The sequence below is a fragment of the Roseibium aggregatum IAM 12614 genome (assembly GCF_000168975.1).
GTDB classification, from domain to species: Bacteria; Pseudomonadota; Alphaproteobacteria; order Rhizobiales; family Stappiaceae; genus Roseibium; species Roseibium aggregatum.
Genome location: NZ_AAUW01000027.1, coordinates 74,906 through 95,189, shown reverse-complemented (window position 1 = coordinate 95,189; position 20,284 = coordinate 74,906). Strand labels below are relative to the sequence as shown.

The following is a 20,284-nucleotide window of genomic DNA, read 5'->3' as shown; positions in this document are numbered from 1 at the left end:
AGCCATGCGAGTAGTGCGCGCAACAACAATTCCGCATCGATGCCATCGGATTTCGCTCGTCGCATGCGCCTATCCACCGGAACGCTGGAAGGTTGTATGACGTGCACCTCGACACCCTTCTCAATCAACCAATGCATTGATCAGCATCGTACGTTGGCGCACCAGAAGATCCCGAGCGCGATGCAGCATCAACACGGCCTGCTGGTCAGCGCTTTTGATTGCGACGAAATGCATGTTCTGTCGGGTGACAGCCTCGCAAATCGCTTCGGCATCCGCCATGTCATTCTTTTGCCGCTTCACATAGGGTTTGACGTAAGCAGGCGGGATCAGACGCACCTCATGCCCCAACGCCGCAATCTCACGAGCCCAATAATGCCTGGTCGCGCAAGCTTCCATGCCAATCAGGCAGGGGGAGAGGTCGGACAGTATCTTCAGCAATGCCCAGCGTCGGACTTTCTTCTTGAGCGTGACACCTCCGTTCGCATCAATCCCGTGAAGCTGGAAGACGGACTTGGTAAGATCGATGCCCAATATTGTAATCTGCATGTGGATGGCTCCCATTGCTGTTGGGTTCACCAACATGGCACATTGCGATGCCCTTACGTGGGGCTGTCCACACCATCAACTTGTTTTGTTCGGCGCGCATGGGGCCCCGTTTAGACGGATTTCAGGCGTTCATCTCGCCGGTGTAGTCCTGCCATAGTCCGAATGCATCTGCTCTTGCGTGCCCGTATGAGGCGGCCGACAGGGTATATCGACGCGGCCGGAAGATCGTGTTGATCTGAACGTGGGCAGACAAAAACCGTTGAACTTGGCGGGGTGACTTGAACTGGCCCATGATCTTCTCCCGTTTCCGGGTCGGGCGATGGGAATTCTCAATCCTGTTGTTCAATCCCTTGTGAGCGCGATGGTCGGCATCCGGAGCAAGGGCCTGAACCGGCCTGGTGTAGCTGCGCAGCTTGTCCATTGCCCGGCAGTGTATTGCCAATGCAATGTCACGAGAGGGGGTACCACGACCCTGGGCGCGCCGAACTGCGTGACCAGCCCGCCAAAGAAACGTCTGGCCGCCTTTGCATTCCGGTGGGATTGAACCAGAATATCGAGCATGTCTCCATCGCCGTCAAATGCCCGCCAGAGCCAGTATTTCACACCGCCAATGACAATCACCGCCTCATCAAGAGGTCACTTGTTATTTGGTTTTGGCCAGTCCCGACGAGTGCAGCGCGCTAAATGCCGGACAAACCGGTTCACCCATTTGCGGATCGTTTCCCGGCTGACACCAATCCCCTGCTCCGCCAGGAGATCTTCAACATCTGCCGTACTCAACGCAAACCGGTGATTGACCTGGGAAAACTGAAGCCCTTGAGGCCCGATAAATCGAGACGAGCAAACATCAGAGCGATCTACCAAACCAAAGCGCGATCAACAAGCCGGCAATGCCCTCTTTGGTGGCTCGGTTTGTCTGAATAGTTGCGGACGTGCGAAACGGTGCCGCGCGGCTTTCGGGAACCATTCGGCCATTCCTTCAGCGCGCGTAGCCGGCCCGCCGGTGACAGGGGTGGAACAAAAGGCCCCGCTTACGGCCTGAATACGACCTCGGAGCTCTCCATCGGCATAAACCGCGGTTCGACCGTCCCCGAGTTGGAAACGGAATTGACCCATCCTTTCATTTCATTTGCCCAGAACTCCGCTCGTTCGATACCTTTTGCAAGCCAGTCCTCAAATGCACTTTGCGATAGGCCCTTGATGGGCGTGCGGTCCAGCCAGAGGACCTGCCGCTCTTCCCGGCTTACGGCTAGACAGCCAACACCGTTCGAGAACGAAACGAGGTTGTCGGAAAGAACCCTCAAGTAAAAGTCCTGGGACGGACTGACCGGAAGCTCAAGTACAGGTGATTCAAGATGCAGGTGCCCCATGGAGGCATCAACACAGATTGCCATCAGCTGCTCGTCAAAGGCAAGATCACACCGCCCCTGAGCGCCAAAGGCTATTTCCTCAATTCCAACGACACGCCCGAAGCCGGAGATAAGCTCATCGGCCAAACGACGCATTTCCATTTCGTCCTGCATCATGAATTCCTTTCATTTCAGATATATTTCAGACTACATGCCCAAAAACCTGACATGCGGTCGCATCTTCAAATTCTGAAATATCGAAACCAGTTGCCCGGGCAACACCGCGAAAAGCTGGTTCGTGTCGCCCAGGCGAGAGCCCGGAGAGGCAGACCGTTCTTCACAACAGCCGCACGAGGGGGTTCCACGCTATTTGAAGGTCCTGTGCCCCCCGAGAAAAGAAAGTCCTAAGGTCTCGAAATTTCGCGCTTGTGGACGACCGGACCATTCGGCGTGCGCCGGACGACCACTCCCTTGCAAACGCCATCCTTGCAAGCACCCGCCGCGACCCGGCGGGGCCCGGACGCAACTCCGGCACAGCCACGTTCCCCACATCCACCAGCCGCGAAATGGGAATATTGGTGCCAGTGCCCGTGCCAGGGACGGCCGGAATAGTGAACGTTCCAGTAGGTCTGGTTGAAGGTTACAACGGTCAGCCCGATTACGGGCGCGATCGCGGTGGTCACGACCACCGGCCGCCCACCGTAAATTACCTGCAGGTAACTGGCCGAGACCCAGCCCCGGCCACGGCCAAAACCGACATCACACCAAGAAGTATCGACGTTGCAGCCGTAGATGGTGACACCGGCATGGACGGGGAGGACATTAACGACGGGAAACGCCGTTCCAGGTCCCGCGCGCATGTTTAAATTCGACACCGTCACCGCGCTCGATGTCGCGGCACCAGCTGAAGCGGTTCCGATCAGCCCGGCAAGCATAAGAGCACCTGCCGCCACTATAATATTTTTGATGTATTGCAATTCTAAAACTCCAGTTGCCAAGCCCCCGGAGAATTGCCGCTACGAATAACTTTCGCCGACAATCCCTGCCTCTACGATACCCCCACACGCTATGGAGCTCTCCGCGCCGCGCAAGGTCACGGCATGAAATTAACGCCAAACCGTAACCGCGGCACTCCCGCCTGATATCAATTTGAATCTCTTTGTATCCGCGGCTCCAGCCCAAAAGGCGCGCGAGGCGCAAGGCAAAGCCGCAAGGACCGACTTCCTGTCCTCACCAGCTGGAAACGGCTGCTTAAAAACAGTGTGGGACGCACGACGCTCGGGGCAGGTCTCGTCACCCCATCCACAGCCTCGCGCTGCTTGATGGACCCAACAAGGTTGCCCCGCGCCATGGCTCCTGAACCGGCGCGCGACACAATCACTCAACTAAAAGAAGACTCCGGGCGATTTCCTCGCCTTCGGAGCGGCGATCCATCTCACAAAAGCAGCGCGCACGAATATAGGTAAGCAGACGCCTCAAATCTTTCCGCTTCGCGGGCTCTATTCTTGGGAGCAGTCCTTGTTCGATATCCTCAAGGTCTTGCAGCGCTTCCGGATAGTTTCCCGACAGGAACTTCAGGACAATTCGCGCGACCAAGGTTTTCTCGGCCCTTACTCCAAGTGCGTACAAGGCATCAACCAGAATTTGGGCGCGCTCGATCCGGCCATGGCGCGCGAGCAGAAAAATCGTCAACGTTATGTAGTCGATCTGTTTTCTCGACAAGACGTTTTGCTGGACCAGCATGTTCACCCCTTCAGCAAGGCCGCCAGAGCCAATCTTACCTCGTCGTCCAGCAGGACTTCCCCATGGCAAAGTTTCGCCGCGGCATCAAGCACGGCTTTGCTGTCGCCGCTGGAGCGCTCCGCGCACACCCCCATGATCCAGCTGGCCTCCTGCCGTGTCTGGGACAGGACGCGGGGTTCGAGAAGCTCCGGATCCAGAAATTCCGGCTGCAGCAACCGTGTCAACCGTTCGTCCAGGGACGGCGGCGCCAGTATTTCGTCGAGCTTGAGCCCATCGGGCAGATAAACCGGTGCGCTCTTTCCCTCCGCCGGGAGGTGATCCTCGTCATCGACACTACGGCGCGTGATAGTTTCAAGGCCGAAATCAAATCGTTGAGTACGCATGGGGCCGATCCTCAGTCAATAGCGCAAAATCCAAGATAAAAATATTTAACAAGTACGATCCCGAGTTTCTGGAATACGAACGGAGGAAACAAAATCGGGACACGCCGATAGTACAGGCATGCTAGGCACGCGCGATCGAATTGATCATGTCGACCGAACGCCGGAGCGAATTGTTCATCAATTCGAAGTGACGGTTGCCTTCCTGGTTGAGCGTGGTGATGTCATTGGTCAGTATCTGGGTTCTCTGGTTAATCACGGTCACCGCGTCCGCAATCTGCGTTGAGAAGAGGTTCCATTGCGCCTGGGTTTTTTGAGGAAACACGCCATCAAATACAATGCCATCGTCGTTGATTTCATCAATAGTGGTGGATTCGTCAGGTAAAATGTCGTCGAAAGGTCTAGTTACCTTATTTAAGGTCTCCATAGGATGACTATTTTCCCCCTCAAAGGAGTTGCCTCCAGAGAAAAAATCATCAAACATCATCAATGCGGTACGTTCTTCTTCAGTAAGATCCGCGTCGTCACCATCTACGGCCACAGGAATACCTACTCTTACAGGATCATTTCCCTTGTTTCCAAATACGTCTCGCTCCTCTTCCGGCTTCTCCCCATTGAACGATTTTTGAGTCTCATTCAATATGCCTTGCATTACGGTATAGTATCTTACAAGCTCGTTATTCTGCTCCAGTTCAATGGTTTTTTCAGCCGCTTCGACCTCTTTCTCAATATTATCAAATAATTGCAGACCCGCGACAAGAGACGGCAGGTCGAGGGCACTTCCGCTGGACGCAAAGTTGAGGCGCTGCTTCTGCACCTCAACCATTCGTTTTTCCTGCTCCAGAAGAGTCTCGAGCGCTGCGGTCATTGACACGCCATTGTCCAGACTACTTGGGAGCGAAAACTTGAGTCCGGACGGTCGATCGTCCTTGAATTTTACACTCACCTCGAACGCATTCATACGCTCAAAGCGTTCCTTTACAGAATCGATTTGTGCATCAATCGATGCATGAGAGAACAGAACGTTCTTGCTTATTTTCAACTGTAGGATTTCAAGCTGATCAAGATAGGATTCGTCAAATTCGCTTTCCGCGGCCCCGATCTCCTTGATGGCGGCCTCGACCCGTTCTCCCGCGGCCGCCCGGTTTTCCTCCACCGTTCCACCAACCTCCGCTTCCCACAGAAACGCCAGCTTTTGCTTGACCTCGTCCGGAACGTCTGGGCGTGACAGGTACTCCACGATGCGCGTCTGGTCATCGATACTGAGCTGAGCCAGATCGTTTTTCGTGATCTCCGTCAGGATCAGGACGGTCCGACCACCCCCCCCCTCAAGTACATCAATCCTGTCATCCCCGGCGCCGAGAGCGATTTCGCCGTTGAACCGTTTCAGCAATTCGAGCTGATGGGCTGAGTGAAAGTTCTGACTGAAGAGCTCCGGCGAGATATCCTGGGGGTCGACGGTTTGCAGATCGATCGGGTTGCCGTCCTCGTCGAGCGGCGAAGGCAGCCGGGCTTCCTCACTCGAACCATCCTTGAACGGAAAGATGGCCTCGTAATTCTCCTTGTTCTTGAGCGTCGTCGAATTGAAATCGCCCGAGCCCGTTATGTTTTGGGTCGGAAGAGGGTTGGACGTCGGCTCGGTGGGCGAAATTATTGTCTTGGAGAAAAAGTTGGCATCATCGGTCAGATTTCGCATTTCACTTCAACCCTTCAGGCCAATTTGGCATTTGCAACGTGGTGACGGACAGGTGTCGCTCCGGCGGCAGCGCCCTCGCCCGGACATCAAGGACATTTGGCAACAACCCATCCGGCACCTCAAAGTCCAAGGTGACGCCGCCCGCCGATGACCCCGCCTTTGCCGGAGCGGTATGGCGCTGCACTTGCGCCCGACCGGCCCGGCCGCTCTCCATGAGCGCCGCCTTTCGCCGCCTGATTAGAGCGGGACAACACATATTGATGCAGGTCGGCGAAACGGTCGGCGAAATCATCCGGCGTTCCGGCCAAAGAAATCCTGTAAACCAGATTGTGAAAACAGGCATCGTCGCGCAACAGGGGCGACACCGATAGCATGCGCATCGCACGCTCGATCTGCGGCATCACATGACGCATTGCTCCCCGGCGACGGCGGAATTCATCGCGAAAAAAGCCGATATTGAGGCGCACACGATCAGCGGGACCAACATCCCGCGGCGGCTTGCTTTCATTCCTGTTCATCGAATACTCCAGACGGACACTTCCGGTGAATAAATGCCTGATCACTCCCGCCGACAAACCAGTCAACCAACCACGAACCCGGACACTCCTTGCCGCACCCCCACGCGAAACGGCCAAAATCCCGACAAAAATTTTTCTTTTCGCAGCCCGAAAACCAGCCTCCAGATCCCAACAGGGACTCAGCCAGCAGACGCCGGACGCATACGTTACAGATCAGGCAATTTTCACAGCTTTTCCAATCGGAGCTGTGCCATTTGGTACAGCTCCCCGACATTTTTCGAGGATATCTATCTATTCTGGATGCGCCGGCTGGAGCGCGAGACAATGCGAGCATGTCTATCCGGAAATCGTTCCGGACCGGTGCAGGGTTCGCAGTCCTGAGGCACGAAAACCATGGTAACTGTCCCTATCTCGTACGATGCTGTTAATGCGCGCGACCGTGCGCTTGTTGGCGTGGCGGCCCTTGATCCGGCCCTGTCCGCTGCCCGCAAGGGCGATGCGGTCAAAGTCTCACCGAATGCGTCGCCGATAACAGACATCCAGGAGGAAATCGGCCTTATTCTCTCGCAGCGGACAGGAAGGCGCCAGCTCGGCCAGCTCGAACGCCACAGCAGTCGTCCGGTCAACCGAATAGTCATCGAACGCATTGAGGAATATTATGCGAGACTTCAGGATGCGCCGTCGCAGGACGATCTCCTGACTCTGGTTGAGAAACTGATAGCATTCGAAGACATCGCGGACGATCAGCAGTTCGGTTCCAACGAATCGAAAACAGCCCGGGAAAAGGCGCTTAACGATATTCGCGAGGTGCTCAAGCAAAGCGGCGCGAGCAACCGGCAGCAATACATGTTGCTCCAAGGGGCCCGCATGCATTTCGAGGGTAAGAGCTCGCGAAGCGGCCTTCCGTCACTGCTTGAAGAGGCCGCAGATAGATTTTTCGACAAGAAAATGGTCAACGGTGTGCGCGCCGATTACGCCATGCTGCCGCATGCGCAAAAGGCGGAGGGAAGGCTGGGCACGCGGGCTGATATCCTTCGGGCCCAGTACAGCAACATGATCGATGGCGGCATGAAGATCGCCAAACTCTACGCAGCATTGTTGAAAAACTGCAAGATCCTCGATTTCGACACCTTGAGCGAGGTGTTTCTGAAAGCCGCCGGAGACGATCTGGCGACTGTTGCCGGCCGGACCGATCGCACGGTTCTGCGCGGTCTCATGAATCAGTTGAGCTGTCTGAAAACACTGCGGACAGCACTTGAGGGATGCGCCGAGCTCATAGGACAGGTTGAAGACATGTTCCCGGGGTTCGCGGACCCTCTTGAAGACGATACAGAAGATCGTTCAAAGGGCGGTTCAAAAGACGGTTCGGACGGCGGTTCCGAAGATGGCCCAAAAGACGATGCGGAAGACAGTTCGCAAGTCGGCTCGGAACGTGCCGGGGAACTTCTGGCTGATCTGTTGAACTTCTGTGCCAAGAACGCTCCTTCCCATGGGGACGGACGGAAGCTGGTGCGCCGTTTTGAAGGTGAAACGACGCCCGCCAAGGCACTGGTAGTGTACTGCAACGGGCTAATCGCCCTTCACAAAAATCTTGACGACCGGATTTTTCCCTCGAATAGCGCCCGCCTTCAGCAAACGACGGAGCTGCTGACAGTCAGTGGAGAATATGTCGAAATTGAAGAAAGCGAAGAGGCGGCCCGTTGGCGCGACCTTTTCACGCAAGCCCTGGGCCATTAGCGGGTATCGATGCTTTTGCCCCAACTGACCGCTTGGCAGGCCGGCACCGCATGAAGTTCGCGGCTTGAGACAGGCTTCGCCGGGCAGGCTCAGTTCGAACCATCTGACAGTTGCCTGGAACACCACCTTCACCAAACAAGATCCTGTTCGACCGCGGAGCAAGGTGTGTCGCCCGGGCGACACGAAGCACCGGTCAAGTCGCGCGGCATGGTGAGACAGCCTTAATCTCGCGACCGTCGGTGTTCGCCGTCAACCGGACAGCGTCGACTATCTATCCATCCGTTGTCGAAGCCCCGGAGCCGCTACGTGCTGTGCGTCACAGGCAGCCGCCATCGAGGCTCACTAGACTGCGAACCCGTAAAACCGTGCCTTCAGCCCGTTCCCGAGCGGCCTGAAGGACGCCAGGTTTCTTTGCGATTGCACAGAAGCAGAACTCTTTCAGAAGCGGAAGCAGCTCCCTTGTCCTTGTCCCGAAAAACCCTCGTCATCCTGCCCGTCATTATCGGCGTCCTGGTTTTGCTGCTCGCGGTGAGCGGGCGGGACGCGCCAACGCGCTCGCGACCCGGAGAGATCGCGACCGTGGTCCGCGTTGTTACTACCGCACCACAGTCCTTTACGCCACGCATAACCGGGTTCGGCACGGTCACGCCGTCACGCACACTCGACCTGATCGCGCGGGTTTCTGGTCAGGTCACCCATATCAACGAAGATCTGAAACGCGGGGCTTTCGTCTCCGCGGGCGACGTTCTGGCCTCCCTGTCCCCAGAAGATTTCGAGCTTGAGGTCGCCGAAGCCACCAGCGACATCGCGGCCGCGGATGTCAACCTCGAGGAACTGTCGGTGGCGTTGCGGGCACAGCAAAAGTCACTTGAAATCGCAAGGACCGCACTTGATCTGGAAAATCGGGAACTGAACCGTCTCAAGACGCTTCTGGAACGCATGGTGATCTCCGACCAGCAAGTGGAAAATCAGCAGGCCGCAGTCCTGCAGCAGGAGACCGCCGTCCAAAATCTCGAAAATGAAATTGCCCTTAATCCGGTCAAACAAAAAGCTCTGGAGCAGGCCAGACGCAGGAACGAACTGCGCCTGGAAACGGCCCGCCTCAACCGTTCGCGAACGGTCATCCGCGCTCCTTTCGACGCGCGGGTCGCCAGGGTAGGCATTGAGATCGGCAAGTTTGTCGCCGCCGGAACGTCAATCGGAGAGCTGGACGGAATAGATGCCGCCAGCATTGATGTGCAGCTCAATCCCGTCAGCATCTCGGAATTCGCTGGCCTCCTTTACAGGGGGCGGGCGGACGCGGAGGACGGCTTGCAAAACGTCGGCGGGAAACTGGAGAAACTCTCGGCCCGCGTCCGGATCGAGTCCGGAAGCACATGGCCTGCAAAGGTAAAGCGCATCAGTGACACGGTCGATCCCGACACGCGCTCGCTGGGACTGATCGTCAACGTCGACAATCCCTATGACGATGTCCGTCCGGGAACAAGGGCACCATTGGTTAAGGGCATGTTCGTAAAAGTCGAGCTGACAGGTCCGGAGGTTTCCGAAAGGACAATTTTACCCCGCAGCGCGGTGGTGAACGATAAGATCATGATTGTATCCGGCGACAACCGCCTTGTGCTCGCGAATGCGGTGGTTGCCTATCGTCACGAAGACATCGTCGTTCTTGAGGCTCCGCTGCCAGCCGGCACCAGGGTGATCGTAAGCGACGTGTCGCCCGCAATCGAGGGCATGTTGCTGAAGCCGGTAGAAGACGATGTCGCGACCCGGAACCTGGCGTTGGCAACCGGCAACACGTCTGCCGTAGGGAGCAGTTCCCGATGATCCGGTATTTCGTTCAGCACCCCACGGCGGCAAATCTTCTGATGGCCGGCTTAATGATTATCGGTCTGCTCAATATTCCCTCCCTGTTGATCGAGACCTTCCCACAAATTCCGTTCAAGGAGGTGTCGATCAAGGTCACCTTCCCAGGCGCAGCGGCGGGGGATGTCGAGAGGGCGGTCTGCCATCGGATCGAGGACGCTCTCGAGGGAATCGAGAACATCGATGAGCTCAGATGCATTTCCCAGGAGAACCTTGCACAGGCAACGATCCGCATGTCGGGGGATGCCGACATCGATCAATTGATGCTGGATGTCACTCAGGAAATCCAAGCCATTTCGGACTTTCCGGACGGGGTCAAAGATCCTGTCATCGAAAAGGTCGGACGCCAGAGCCGGGCCACATCGGTGGTGATCACGGGGATAGACGACAAGGTCCAGCTGAAGAACTATGCGGAGAGCGTCAAGGATCGCATGCAGAGCTTCGGCGGCATCCATCAGGTTACGGTTGCCGGTTTTTCCGAACGTCAGATCCGGATCGAGGTCCGCGATGCCGCAGCCCGGCAACTCGGGCTGACGCTCCCTGAGATAGCCAGTGCACTGAGCCGCCAGAACATCAATGTCCCTGCCGGTGAGATTTTCACCGAGAACGGATCGATACTTCTGCGGTTCGCCGACGAAAGGTTTGAGATCGATGCCTATTCCTCGATCATCGTCACCTCGTCGCCCCAGGGTGGGCAGATCAGGCTCGGTGACATAGCCACCATTACGGACATGTTCGAAACCGAGGAGATCGAAACACGGCTCAATGGCCGGCTCGCGGCTGTCCTTGACGTTTCAAAAAGCAGAGCGGACGATCTCATCAAGGTGGTCGATCGCGTGAAGGCCTTCGTGCGGGAGGAGCAGCTCCATGCGGCTCCCGGCGTGGAGCTGACGATCATAAACGATGGATCCCTCGCGTTGAAAGACCGGCTCCGTATGCTTACGGTCAACAGTCTTCAGGGACTCATGCTCGTGGTTGTGGTCATGGGGGTCTTTTTCGGCTGGCGACAGGCTTTCTGGATAGGCATGGGCCTGCCAGTTTCCTTCCTGGGAGCACTTGCGTTCATGGCGATACTCGGCATCACCATCAACATGCTGTCCATGGTCGCCCTGCTTGTTGTGGTCGGCATCATGATGGATGACGCCATCGTGATATCCGAGAACATCGCGACAAAGCGGCTTCAGGGGCTTTCCCCTCGGGAAGCCGCGATCCAGGGCACGCGACAGGTCGCGCCGGGGGTTGCCTCCTCCTTCCTGACGACGGCGGCGATTTTCGGCTCCCTCGCCTTCCTCAGCGGCGATCTCGGCGACTTGCTCAGCGTGATACCGATTGTGATGCTACTGGTTCTGGCAATCTCGCTGCTGGAAGCCTTTCTGATCCTGCCGAACCACCTGTCGCACGGCGCACCGGCTTTGGAAGCCAGCCGGGTCACGCGGCGGGCGGAAGCGTTCATTCGTTGGCTTTTCGACAATGCGATCGGTCCCTGCACGCTCTGGTCTGTGCGCAATCGCTATTTTTCGGTCGGTTTGTGCCTGATGCTCTTCCTGGGAACCCTGGCTCTCCTTGCGGGCGGGGCAATCAAATTTCAGGCTTTCCCGAATGTCGAGGGCAACCAGATCGAGGCCAGAATCGAGCTTCCGGCGAGCGCCACCTTGAAGGAGACGCGGCGCGTCACGGCTGAGGTCGTGTCAGCGCTGCGGCGCATGGATGCGACGCTGGTGCCAAGCGAACCGGACACCTCGTCTCTGCTTCGCAATGTGCTCGTTCGGTTCAGCGAAAACAGCGATACCGGCACCAAAGGTGCGCACCTGGCAACCGTCAGTGTCGACCTGGTCGAAGGCGCCGCACGGAACGCGAGCAACGAGCAGATCCTGACAGCCTGGCGGCAAGAGGTTCCCGACACGCTCGACGTGCGCCGGATCGTCATCACCGAGTCAGCGCTTGGACCGGCGGGAAGAGCGATCGAATTGCGCTTGTCCCATGCCGACATCCACCTTCTGGACCAGGCATCCGGGGAGTTGCAGGCCTGGCTCAAGAGTTATGACGGGGTCTACAATATTTCCGACGACCTGGCGCTCGGCAAGCCGGAACTCGCAATCTCACTCAGGGAAAGTGCCGGCGCTGTCGGGCTCGATGGTCAGGCTATCGCCGACCAGCTCGCGGGCGCCTTTAACGGCATCGTTGCTGACGAGGTTCAAATCGGGCCAGAAAGACTAGAGGTCGACCTGCGCCTAGCAATTGCGGACCGCGACAGTTTCGGCGACCTGGAATCCTTCACCGTCAAAACACCGGCCGGCGACAGGGTGCCCCTTGGAAGCGTCGTGACGACCAATTCCGAACGCGGCTTCGCACGCGTCAACCGGATCGACCGCCTCTCGTCGGTAACCGTCACCGGGGACGTGTTGCTCGGCGTGGCCAATGCCAACGAAATCGTCAAGGACACTGAAACCCGCTTCATTCCAACTCTTCTCGAGTCCTATCCCGGACTGCGGGCCCTTACGGCGGGACAAAACTCCAAGAGCATCGAGACCCTGGGCTCGATGGGCTCGACAATCGGCATGGGCTTTGTGATCGTCTTCATCCTGCTCAGTTTCCAATTCCGCAGTTATGCCGAACCCGTGGTGGTGATGTCGCTCATTCCCTTCGCCCTTTCCGGTGCGGTCCTTGGTCACTTGCTGCTCGGGATCGATTTCTCCCTGCCAAGCATGCTCGGTTTCATTTCTCTATCCGGAATCGTCGTGAACGATTCCATTCTTTTGGTCCAGTTTATCAAGAACGAGCATTCTCCGGAACTGGACAGCGTTGCCGACATCGCTCATCTCGGGGTGAAGGCGCGGTTCCGCGCAATCTTCCTGACGTCCCTGACGACCACGGCCGGCATGCTCCCGCTGCTGTTCGAGACCAGCCCGCAGGCCCAGGTTCTCGTTCCGCTGGTGACCTCCATCGCTTTTGGGCTGATTGCGACGACACTTCTGATAGTGTTCATCGTCCCGGCATTTTACACGATCCTGGACGATCTCGGCTTCACATCTCTGGCGGCCGAGCGGAAAAAACGAACACCTCCGCAAGCTCCGAGCTGACATGTTTCAACACGCTGGATTAGAATTGCGAACGGCGGGCCAATAGGCAACGGAATTTATCCCGGATGTTTTCACCCCACCGTGTTGCGCAAATCACGAGCCGGGCCGCAGTGGTCTCTTACCCGGATTTTGGCATCATGAGACACGCTCGAACGTAGGGTGTCCGAGGGAAGTCATCTTGTTGAGGACCGAGACGCCGATCCGGCTCTCGGTTCTCTGATTGTCCAGGGTACGTGATTTCAACCTTTCCCCGATGACCGACTTCCAGCAGCCCATCTGCGTTTCCACTCGCGCTCTCTGGTCATATCCGGTGCTCTTTTGCCAGGCCATGCGGCCATGGGCCTTGATCGCCAGAACATCCAGATCCCGCGCGGTGGGGTTGATCTCGGCCTCAGGGCCGGCAACAGCCGTCTTCGGCGGCCGGATGAGGATCTCCACATCGGCAAAGCGCTGCGTGATTTCGTTCCGGGTGGCGGTGCCATCATAGGCACCATCTGCAAGAAAGCGGCGCACGGGTTCTTCAGTCTGGTCCAAAAGACCCGGCACGGCCGACGGATCGCCGATGTCGTCTGTCGTCAGTTCACTGCATTCGATCTGACCTGTCTCCAGATCCAGCCCCAAGTGGAGCTTGCGCCACGAGCGGCGCCTGGACGCCTTGCCGTGTTTGGTTTCCTGCCATTCTCCGGCCCCAAAGACCTTCAGGCCGGTGCTGTTCACCACAAGCTCAAGGGAACCCGGGCGCCTCGGATCGTTCCCGCGGCAAAGGCTCAAGCCCGCCGGCTCGGCGCGAGAGTGTGAAAAAGTCAGGAACGGACAGTTCCAGCTTTATCAGCTGGAACAGCGAACGAAGAAACCCTTGGGTTTGCCGCAGGGCCAAATGGAAAACGGACCGGATTTCCGGGCAAACCGTGACGGCAAGATCAGTGTATTACCCCCGACCGACCACGCTTTCCGGTGCGCACAACACCCCAGTGATGCGCCACGCTTTCATCAACCCAGACCGTGATGTCCCTACGCCGTCGCAGGCTTTCCGTATACTCGGGACAGTTCGTTACACGATGCATAGATTTCGCAAACTTGTGGCGACGGGATGCGTGGTGTTTGAACGGCATTCACAAAACTTCAGAAGCAAGGAACGCCGAGCAGGTAGGCACGAAACCCGATTAATGCAACAAGCTCGATGTCGAGGAGCTTCGCCGCCAGAATGTAGCGGATAGTCGCGGCGCGTTTTTCTTGCAGAGTGTGCCAAATGTGACCGCGATCCGGCGGGCTTCAAGTTAACTTACGCAAAGTATTTAATTCTGGAGTTGAGCATATGCCTCCCTTTTTTGTCTGCGGCTCTTTGAGCAACGTTCGGCCGATCGACAGTGCGCCGCCGGTCGCTCAAGAGCCCGTTGTTGATGCGCCTGCCCCGAAGCAAGGTTTGTTCGGCCGGCTTAAGGTTCTGTTTTTGCTTGGTAAAAGCCCAAAACAATCCGCGCCGAACGCCGGTCTTCCTCATCTCCCAATAGCGGATGAGGTGCCAGCGAAGACTGTCAAGTTAAACATAAAACACCCGCATGAATACGGCCCAAAAAAATCTTCTTTTAACGAGGAAGAGTTCAAGCAACCGAGCAACGAGGCCACGCGTCGGAGGTCTAGCGTAAACACTGAAAAAATAGATGATATGCTGAGTCTCCATGGCGGGCATGATTTCTCGGATGAATTAAGCGGTCAGAAGCCAAAAGGACGGTATATCGATGATCCCTATCAATTCAGATCCGGTTCCCAAGGTGAAAAAGTTCCTGAAAAGGAAGAAATAGGCAGACTATTTAGTTTCGACTATAATTCGGACGAGGAGTATTCCGGTTTGGATAAGTCGAAGATCAAGGGAGATGCTGCGCCCGGGTTGGGGGTTCGGAATGCGACTCCCTCTGGTGGGAGGGAGAGCGTTAACAGGTTGACGGGCTCCGGACTGGTATCCAAGTATCGCAACATATTTGAAAAGACTGGCGGTTGATTTCTTGTGATCGGTATCGCCACGGCCCTTCCGCTTTGGCGGGACCTTATCGCATTAATCGGGTTTCGTGCTTACCTGCTCGGCGTTTCCTTGCTTCTGAAGTTTGTGAATGCCGTTCAAACACCACGCATCTCGTCGCCACAAGTTTGCGAAATCCATGCATCGTGTAACGAACTGTCCCGAGTATAATGAAAGCCTGCGACGGCGTAGGGACATCACGGTCTGGGTTGATGAAAGCGTGGCGCATCACTGGGGCGTTACGCACACCGGCAAGCGTGGTCGGTCGGGGTAATACACTGATCTTGCCGTCATGGTTTGCCCGGAGATCCGGACCGTTTTCCATTTGGCCCTGCGGCAAACCCAAGGGTTTCTTCGTTCGGTGTTCCAGCTGATAAAGCTGGAACTGGCCGTTCCCGACTTTTTCACACTCTCGCGCCGAGCTGGCGGGCTTGAGCCTTAGCCGCGGGAACGATCCGAGGCGCCCGGGTTCCCTTGAGCTTGTGGTGAACAGCACCGGCCTGAAGGTCTTTGGGGCCGGAGAATGGCAGGAAACCAAACACGGCAAGGCGTCCAGGCGCCGCTCGTGGCGCAAGCTCCACTTGGGGCTGGATCTGGAGACAGGTCAGATCGAATGCAGTGAACTGACGACAGACGACATCGGCGATCCGTCGGCCGTGCCGGGTCTTTTGGACCAGACTGAAGAACCCGTGCGCCGCTTTCTTGCAGATGGTGCCTATGATGGCACCGCCACCCGGAACGAAATCACGCAGCGCTTTGCCGATGTGGAGATCCTCATCCGGCCGCCGAAGACGGCTGTTGCCGGCCCTGAGGCCGAGACCAACCCCACCGCGCGGGATCTGGATGTTCTGGCGATCAAGGCCCATGGCCGCATGGCCTGGCAAAAGAGCACCGGATATGACCAGAGAGCGCGAGTGGAAACGCAGATGGGCTGCTGGAAGTCGGTCATCGGGGAAAGGTTGAAATCACGTACCCTGGACAATCAGAGAACCGAGAGCCGGATCGGCGTCTCGGTCCTCAACAAGATGACTTCCCTCGGACACCCTACGTTCGAGCGTGTCTCATGATGCCAAAATCCGGGTAAGAGACCACTGCGGCCCGGCTCGTGATTTGCGCAACACGGTGCGCTGGAACCGAGACAAACATGGAAGAAATCGCATGAACAGGGTTTCCACCGCGCACCGGATCTACTTTTTCACCGCCTGTGCGTTCGCACTCTTTGTCGGAATAACAGGGTATTTCATGCCTGAACTGATTTCCAGGGCCGTTCCCCTGTCCCTGCCGCCGCTGACGGTAGAAAAGACGAAATGGATCTCGATGGTGTCGCCGGGAATCAATTCATCCCCCGTGTTTGAACCGACAGGGCGTTGCCTCAGTGCCAGCTCCGCCGCGCTCAGACGCCCGTCATAAAGAAAACCGGTGCCGTAGCCGCGACCGTCGCCGTTGCCGGCGAAAGTAGTAAAGTCTCCACCCCTGTGTTCCGCGTTCTTGTGGAAATGAATGTCGCATAGCGTCATGCGGCTTCTGTCCGGCACCGTGCTGAAAACGCGACGATTGTTGCCCCAGCGGTTGTCAATGTCGCGCGGCGATTGCGGACCGAACCCTCTCCCGACGGTCGTGGCCGCCAGAACGGTGCGCTGCTTGAGGGCTTTTGCGAAGATTGCCGCCCGCAAGTAGCGCCTCAGGTACGTTCTTCGTGTCGCCAATGCCTGACTGGAATGTGTGGTTCTGAAATCTCGCAATGCAATTGGGTCTCACGCCACGGGAGAAGCCCTGCCAGAAATAGCAAGAAGAAACACAAAACTTTCGATATCGGCAATCACCTCGAAAATAACTAATTTCCGTAACCCCCTGTGCCGAACGGCACAGGTATTCACGGTCAATATCAATCATACTCTTTTTGCTGACAGGAAGTCGGCCGACGAAACCTGGTTTGAAGAGCAAATCCTGCTCAATTATTTGTTTCTGAAAATCGGTTGCGATCGAAGTGGAGTAGTTCCCACCTCCCCCCGCTTCGATTGCTAACAGGCCGGCAGTGTCATTTGACACTGCCGGCCTTTCTTTTTTGCCTCAATAGGTTGCTCGGCTGAACGTGGAAGGTTAAGAGCGTTCTACTTATGGGCGTGTCTTGTCGACGCACTCTCTCCACTCTTCGGCAGAAATACGGGAACCTTCATGAGCGACAGTCCGGTCGAGACCAGCCTTATCAATCTAACCTCAGACATCGTGACCGCCTATGTCAGCAACAACATGGTCACAACGACCGAACTGACGGATTTGATCGGCTCCGTTCATCAGGCGTTGCATGCAGCAGCTGCTGTGGCAGAGGAGCCGGAAGAGGAAAGACTGATTCCGGCCGTTCCGATCAAAAAATCCGTGCAGCCGGATTATATCGTCTGCCTGGAAGACGGCAAAAGGTTCAAATCCCTCAAGCGCCATCTGCGTGCCGCCTATAACCTGACTCCAGAGGAATACCGGGGCAAGTGGGGGCTAAAGGAGGACTACCCGATGGTTGCGCCCAACTATGCGGCCGCTCGTTCGGAACTCGCGATAGAATTAGGCCTGGGTCGCAAGTACAAGCGCTTAAAGCACCCACAAACGCGGACATGATGGAACTGGTAGACATACCGGACTTAAAATCCGGAAGCCTTGAGCTGTGCGGGTTCGAGTCCCGCTGTCCGCACCAAATCTGATTGCAGCGCCCTGAGCGCAGGCGTCCGCCGATCTCCAGGCCCAATCCTGCCAGTAAGGCTGGGGTGACGTTAGTAATCCTCGTGTTGCGGGTGTCGCCAAACAAAAAAAGACGCCCGCTCACGAGGAACGGGCGTTGGGCAAAGTTAATCCTGAGGGGATCTGCAGTTATACGACTTTGGAGGACCTTTCGGCTCATTCGTGCCTCGTAAACTGTTGATCCTGTAGTAGCCTCTTACGGAACAAACGCCTGTGTCGAACGACACAGAAACAGCCGGATATAGGGGACCGGTCGTAAAGACTTTTCAGACAAGAGTACTGGCAGACCTGCGGACGCGGTAATTTTGCAAGGACGTTGCCGCAGATATCATTGGACGGAACGCAATCGTTCATGTCCCGGGACCTGGCACTCGATGTCGACCCAATACCGCTCGCCGCGCTAAATCCTCGAAATATTAGCACCAGGGAACACGGCGTCCGCGCCATGGCCGAGCAACTCCTTCGTCGATCAGAGTTTGGCTCACGTCCTTGCCATTGAAGAGAACTCGGGCAAGGGTGCAGGGGCCTGAACGGCTTCGACATTGTCAGCAGCGAAGTCAACGAGGCGCTCGTGCGCCAGCTGCACCGCTGCGAGTTCATCGAGCAGGCTCACAATGCCGTCTTCCTCGGGGGGCCTGGAACCGGGAAGGCTCATCTTGCAGTGCCCACGTCTCCACGCTCTTGATCCAGGGTCAAAGCGGGACGACATGCTCGCGCGCGCCTGTTTGGGTGGAAGCCGCTCTTCTCGCGTCGGCCACATACCCTGGAACCGCTCCCGCCAATTCCCCCAGCGCCCCCCATCCAGCCCCATGAGATCCTGCAAATCCGGTCCGATGAGCAGATCATCTTCACCAGCGGCAACAAACCTCTGCGCCGCGGCAGGGCAATGTTCTTCCGAAGAAACGACATGACCCGGAAAGTCGCCAAGTCTCGGTTTGGGGCAGGATCCAAATAGCTATGCGGCAAATGTGCACCGTGTCGCGCAAATCATTAGGCGGCACGCAAGATTGGTGGACACGAAGAGGGCGCTTACTCGCGTGGATCGATGACGCGATCGACTTCGATCTCATTTCGATCATGCGGTTCGCCCGCGTCTCGGGTCATGACATTGAGTCTATCAAAAACGCCATCGAGTCGTTCTGGAGCGATGGGCAGGCCGAAGGGCAAATTAACTGCCTCAAACGTTCAAGCGCGCAAAATACGGCAGGGGCAGGCCCTGAACTGCTGAGAGCACGAATGCCGCCACCGCTCCACACAAAGTGAAGAACACCCAATATAAATGCCAACCAACAAAAGGGCTCATCTGAGACATTGTCAGCACGTTCATCGGAGCGAAGATGGCGCCAGCGATCAACGCCGGAATAAACACGACACCGGCATTTCAGTCAAAGTCGAGCCATTCTGCCAAAAACTCCGCCTTTGATTCCGCTCTCAGCCGACGGCGGGACCGTGTTGTGTCGCCGCATCTGACGACATCAAAAGTTTACAAGGCTTGCCCAGTGTCGTTCGGCACAGCTGGCTCGCATCCCGACGCGCTATATGAAGATCAGCAGCGGGGCGAGGCTCGTTTGAGCCGAAAGTTTGCTCCCAAGGCCGTCCCGCTGCTGATCTCCCTTGGTTTGAACTTAGAGCGCCCGTTCCTCGTGAGCGGGCGTTTTTTTCCGGTCCGCAATAGCGACCAGATGAGAAACCAGCGCTCCTGGACAGTCTGCCACCAAGCATCGGGCTTGGCGGCAAGCCGGAAAGGGCATTTGACTTTCATCGGCTGTGACGAGCGTCACATGCCATGGCTGAAAAAGTGCTTACCTTCATGACAGAAGCAACCCAGTTCACCTCAACCAGGAGTGACAGCCATGTTCCGCACTACGATTGCCTCAGTTATGCTTTTTACCGCCTTTGCCGTGTCCACCACGGTTAATGCCGCAACTCATCCGGAAATGCAGGTCAAACCAACTGCACAAACCGCTTCGGTGAAAGCGAATGACGACGCAAAGATCGTTGTCGCTGGCAGAGAAGACCGTCGCGTTGACACTAAGTCCCCCAAGGGCTGAGGGCCTGATCAGAATGAGTGTCACTCCCTTGGCCTTAACGCCGAACCAGTGACAGGGAAGGGTTCATCGACACTCTTGCCGACGGACAAAGGTCTTCCGCTTAAAGGATTTCCTCACCCTTCGTTCTACAAGGCGTCCACACAGGCCCGAGTGCCCGTTTGGACGCCTTCCTTTTGGGCCTGTTTGTTCCGGAGCATTTCATCGAACTGGCCAAGCGTCCTGAAGCTGATGTCCTGAATCCCGTCCCGGCGATGATCTGCTTTCCGGTCCAGACCTGAGCCCACGCATTTGCCACCGGCCAAGCGATCGACGCCACGTTCGGCTCTCGCTATGACGGCGATCATTTCAAATGGATCGGCACTCCGGATAAGCGGATCGACGCGCCGCTGTCGCTAGGGCCAGTCGTGTTGCATGACAGCCAGTGTCCGGCCATCGCGAGAGCCATGCACGGCACAATCTAAATGATTACGCGCCTCCATCGCGGGTAGCAGCCTTCCTCCTGATCCTCCCCCCTTTGAAGTGGTCCATCGTTATATTTAGAAAAACGGAGGATCAAAGTGGCTACGAAACGTCA

At 56.8% G+C, this 20,284-nt stretch carries 19 protein-coding genes, 1 tRNA gene and 5 pseudogenes; 13 read left to right on the top strand and 12 right to left on the bottom strand.

Annotation, left to right across the window (positions count from 1 at the left end):
• The 9 genes and pseudogenes from SIAM614_RS32310 to SIAM614_RS27745 form a co-directional block, all read right to left on the bottom strand.
• Nucleotides 1-116: pseudogene (locus SIAM614_RS32310) on the bottom strand (IS110-like element ISMno25 family transposase); the annotation flags it as partial.
• Between the two features lie 13 nt (nucleotides 117-129).
• Nucleotides 130-546: pseudogene (locus tag SIAM614_RS27780) on the bottom strand (IS110 family RNA-guided transposase); the annotation flags it as partial.
• A 121-nt stretch (nucleotides 547-667) separates the two neighbouring features.
• A pseudogene (locus SIAM614_RS27775) lies at nucleotides 668-1,394 on the bottom strand (IS6 family transposase).
• A 183-nt stretch (nucleotides 1,395-1,577) separates the two neighbouring features.
• The gene (locus tag SIAM614_RS27770) at nucleotides 1,578-2,072 is read right to left on the bottom strand and encodes a type III secretion system chaperone (protein WP_006939755.1); all 495 of its coding nucleotides are present in this window, start codon (nucleotides 2,070-2,072) and stop codon (nucleotides 1,578-1,580) included.
• A gap of 227 nt (nucleotides 2,073-2,299) precedes the next feature.
• On the bottom strand, nucleotides 2,300-2,872 hold the full coding sequence (locus tag SIAM614_RS27765) for an SH3 domain-containing protein (RefSeq protein WP_157140134.1): 573 nt from the start codon (nucleotides 2,870-2,872) through the stop codon (nucleotides 2,300-2,302).
• A gap of 400 nt (nucleotides 2,873-3,272) precedes the next feature.
• On the bottom strand, nucleotides 3,273-3,638 hold the full coding sequence (locus SIAM614_RS27760) for a hypothetical protein (protein ID WP_040441326.1): 366 nt from the start codon (nucleotides 3,636-3,638) through the stop codon (nucleotides 3,273-3,275).
• A 2-nt stretch (nucleotides 3,639-3,640) separates the two neighbouring features.
• Entirely contained in the window at nucleotides 3,641-4,021 is a 381-nt protein-coding gene (sctX, locus tag SIAM614_RS27755) for a type III secretion apparatus assembly protein SctX (RefSeq protein WP_006939748.1), read from the bottom strand.
• Nucleotides 4,022-4,142: 121 nt separating this feature from the next.
• A complete protein-coding gene (locus tag SIAM614_RS27750) occupies nucleotides 4,143-5,714 on the bottom strand; it encodes a hypothetical protein (RefSeq protein WP_006939745.1) in 1,572 nt (523 codons plus the stop codon).
• Nucleotides 5,715-5,833: 119 nt separating this feature from the next.
• Entirely contained in the window at nucleotides 5,834-6,298 is a 465-nt protein-coding gene (locus SIAM614_RS27745; RefSeq protein ID WP_157140133.1) for a hypothetical protein, read from the bottom strand.
• 327 nt (nucleotides 6,299-6,625) lie between these two features.
• On the opposite strand from SIAM614_RS27745, the gene SIAM614_RS27740 reads away from it, so the two are divergent.
• From SIAM614_RS27740 to SIAM614_RS27730, 3 genes are all read left to right on the top strand, one after another.
• Nucleotides 6,626-7,969, top strand: a complete 1,344-nt coding sequence (locus SIAM614_RS27740) for a hypothetical protein (protein ID WP_040441325.1) — start codon at nucleotides 6,626-6,628, stop codon at nucleotides 7,967-7,969.
• 459 nt (nucleotides 7,970-8,428) lie between these two features.
• The gene (locus tag SIAM614_RS27735; RefSeq protein WP_040441324.1) at nucleotides 8,429-9,793 is read left to right on the top strand and encodes an efflux RND transporter periplasmic adaptor subunit; all 1,365 of its coding nucleotides are present in this window, start codon (nucleotides 8,429-8,431) and stop codon (nucleotides 9,791-9,793) included.
• A complete protein-coding gene (locus SIAM614_RS27730) occupies nucleotides 9,790-12,912 on the top strand; it encodes an efflux RND transporter permease subunit (RefSeq protein WP_006939740.1) in 3,123 nt (1,040 codons plus the stop codon). The genes SIAM614_RS27735 and SIAM614_RS27730 overlap by 4 nt, the downstream gene beginning before the upstream one ends.
• A gap of 135 nt (nucleotides 12,913-13,047) precedes the next feature.
• Here the strand turns inward: SIAM614_RS27730 and SIAM614_RS33210 are convergent, their stop codons facing one another.
• Together SIAM614_RS33210 and SIAM614_RS33205 are read right to left on the bottom strand one after the other, a co-directional pair.
• Complete coding sequence (locus SIAM614_RS33210) at nucleotides 13,048-13,629, bottom strand: IS5 family transposase (RefSeq protein ID WP_229598027.1); 582 nt, start codon at nucleotides 13,627-13,629, stop codon at nucleotides 13,048-13,050.
• Between the two features lie 7 nt (nucleotides 13,630-13,636).
• Complete coding sequence (locus tag SIAM614_RS33205) at nucleotides 13,637-13,789, bottom strand: transposase (RefSeq protein WP_229598007.1); 153 nt, start codon at nucleotides 13,787-13,789, stop codon at nucleotides 13,637-13,639.
• 438 nt (nucleotides 13,790-14,227) lie between these two features.
• Here SIAM614_RS33205 and SIAM614_RS27720 point away from each other — a divergent pair, with 438 nt between their 5' ends.
• From SIAM614_RS27720 to SIAM614_RS27715, 3 genes are all read left to right on the top strand, one after another.
• Complete coding sequence (locus tag SIAM614_RS27720; protein ID WP_006939737.1) at nucleotides 14,228-14,911, top strand: hypothetical protein; 684 nt, start codon at nucleotides 14,228-14,230, stop codon at nucleotides 14,909-14,911.
• A gap of 310 nt (nucleotides 14,912-15,221) precedes the next feature.
• A complete protein-coding gene (locus SIAM614_RS33200) occupies nucleotides 15,222-15,371 on the top strand; it encodes a transposase (protein WP_229598026.1) in 150 nt (49 codons plus the stop codon).
• Nucleotides 15,361-15,996: an IS5 family transposase gene (locus tag SIAM614_RS27715; protein WP_006939736.1), complete on the top strand. Its 636-nt coding sequence runs from the start codon at nucleotides 15,361-15,363 to the stop codon at nucleotides 15,994-15,996. Before SIAM614_RS33200 ends, SIAM614_RS27715 begins: the two co-directional genes overlap by 11 nt.
• Nucleotides 15,997-16,116: 120 nt before the next feature.
• Here SIAM614_RS27715 and SIAM614_RS32820 read toward each other — a convergent pair whose 3' ends face one another.
• The gene (locus SIAM614_RS32820; protein ID WP_208984114.1) at nucleotides 16,117-16,446 is read right to left on the bottom strand and encodes a delta-class carbonic anhydrase; all 330 of its coding nucleotides are present in this window, start codon (nucleotides 16,444-16,446) and stop codon (nucleotides 16,117-16,119) included.
• Between the two features lie 658 nt (nucleotides 16,447-17,104).
• On the opposite strand from SIAM614_RS32820, the gene SIAM614_RS31580 reads away from it, so the two are divergent.
• The 7 genes and pseudogenes from SIAM614_RS31580 to SIAM614_RS27685 all read left to right on the top strand — a co-directional run bounded on the left by SIAM614_RS31580 (nucleotide 17,105) and on the right by SIAM614_RS27685 (nucleotide 19,710).
• Nucleotides 17,105-17,539, top strand: a complete 435-nt coding sequence (locus SIAM614_RS31580) for a MucR family transcriptional regulator (protein WP_006939597.1) — start codon at nucleotides 17,105-17,107, stop codon at nucleotides 17,537-17,539.
• Nucleotides 17,530-17,615, top strand: a tRNA-Leu gene (locus SIAM614_RS27700). Before SIAM614_RS31580 ends, SIAM614_RS27700 begins: the two co-directional genes overlap by 10 nt.
• 564 nt (nucleotides 17,616-18,179) lie before the next feature.
• Nucleotides 18,180-18,320: pseudogene (locus SIAM614_RS31575) on the top strand (ATP-binding protein); the annotation flags it as partial.
• 60 nt (nucleotides 18,321-18,380) lie between these two features.
• Entirely contained in the window at nucleotides 18,381-18,614 is a 234-nt protein-coding gene (locus tag SIAM614_RS32305) for a type IV secretory system conjugative DNA transfer family protein (RefSeq protein ID WP_157140136.1), read from the top strand.
• Nucleotides 18,615-18,694: 80 nt separating this feature from the next.
• Nucleotides 18,695-18,922, top strand: a pseudogene (locus SIAM614_RS33195) (ISL3 family transposase); the annotation flags it as partial.
• A 74-nt stretch (nucleotides 18,923-18,996) separates the two neighbouring features.
• Nucleotides 18,997-19,473 carry a hypothetical protein gene (locus tag SIAM614_RS32300; protein WP_157140132.1) on the top strand — a complete coding sequence of 159 codons (477 nt, stop codon included), beginning with the start codon at nucleotides 18,997-18,999 and terminating at the stop codon, nucleotides 19,471-19,473.
• Nucleotides 19,474-19,512: 39 nt separating this feature from the next.
• The gene (locus SIAM614_RS27685; RefSeq protein WP_006939674.1) at nucleotides 19,513-19,710 is read left to right on the top strand and encodes a hypothetical protein; all 198 of its coding nucleotides are present in this window, start codon (nucleotides 19,513-19,515) and stop codon (nucleotides 19,708-19,710) included.
• Nucleotides 19,711-20,284: the final 574 nt, after the last annotated feature.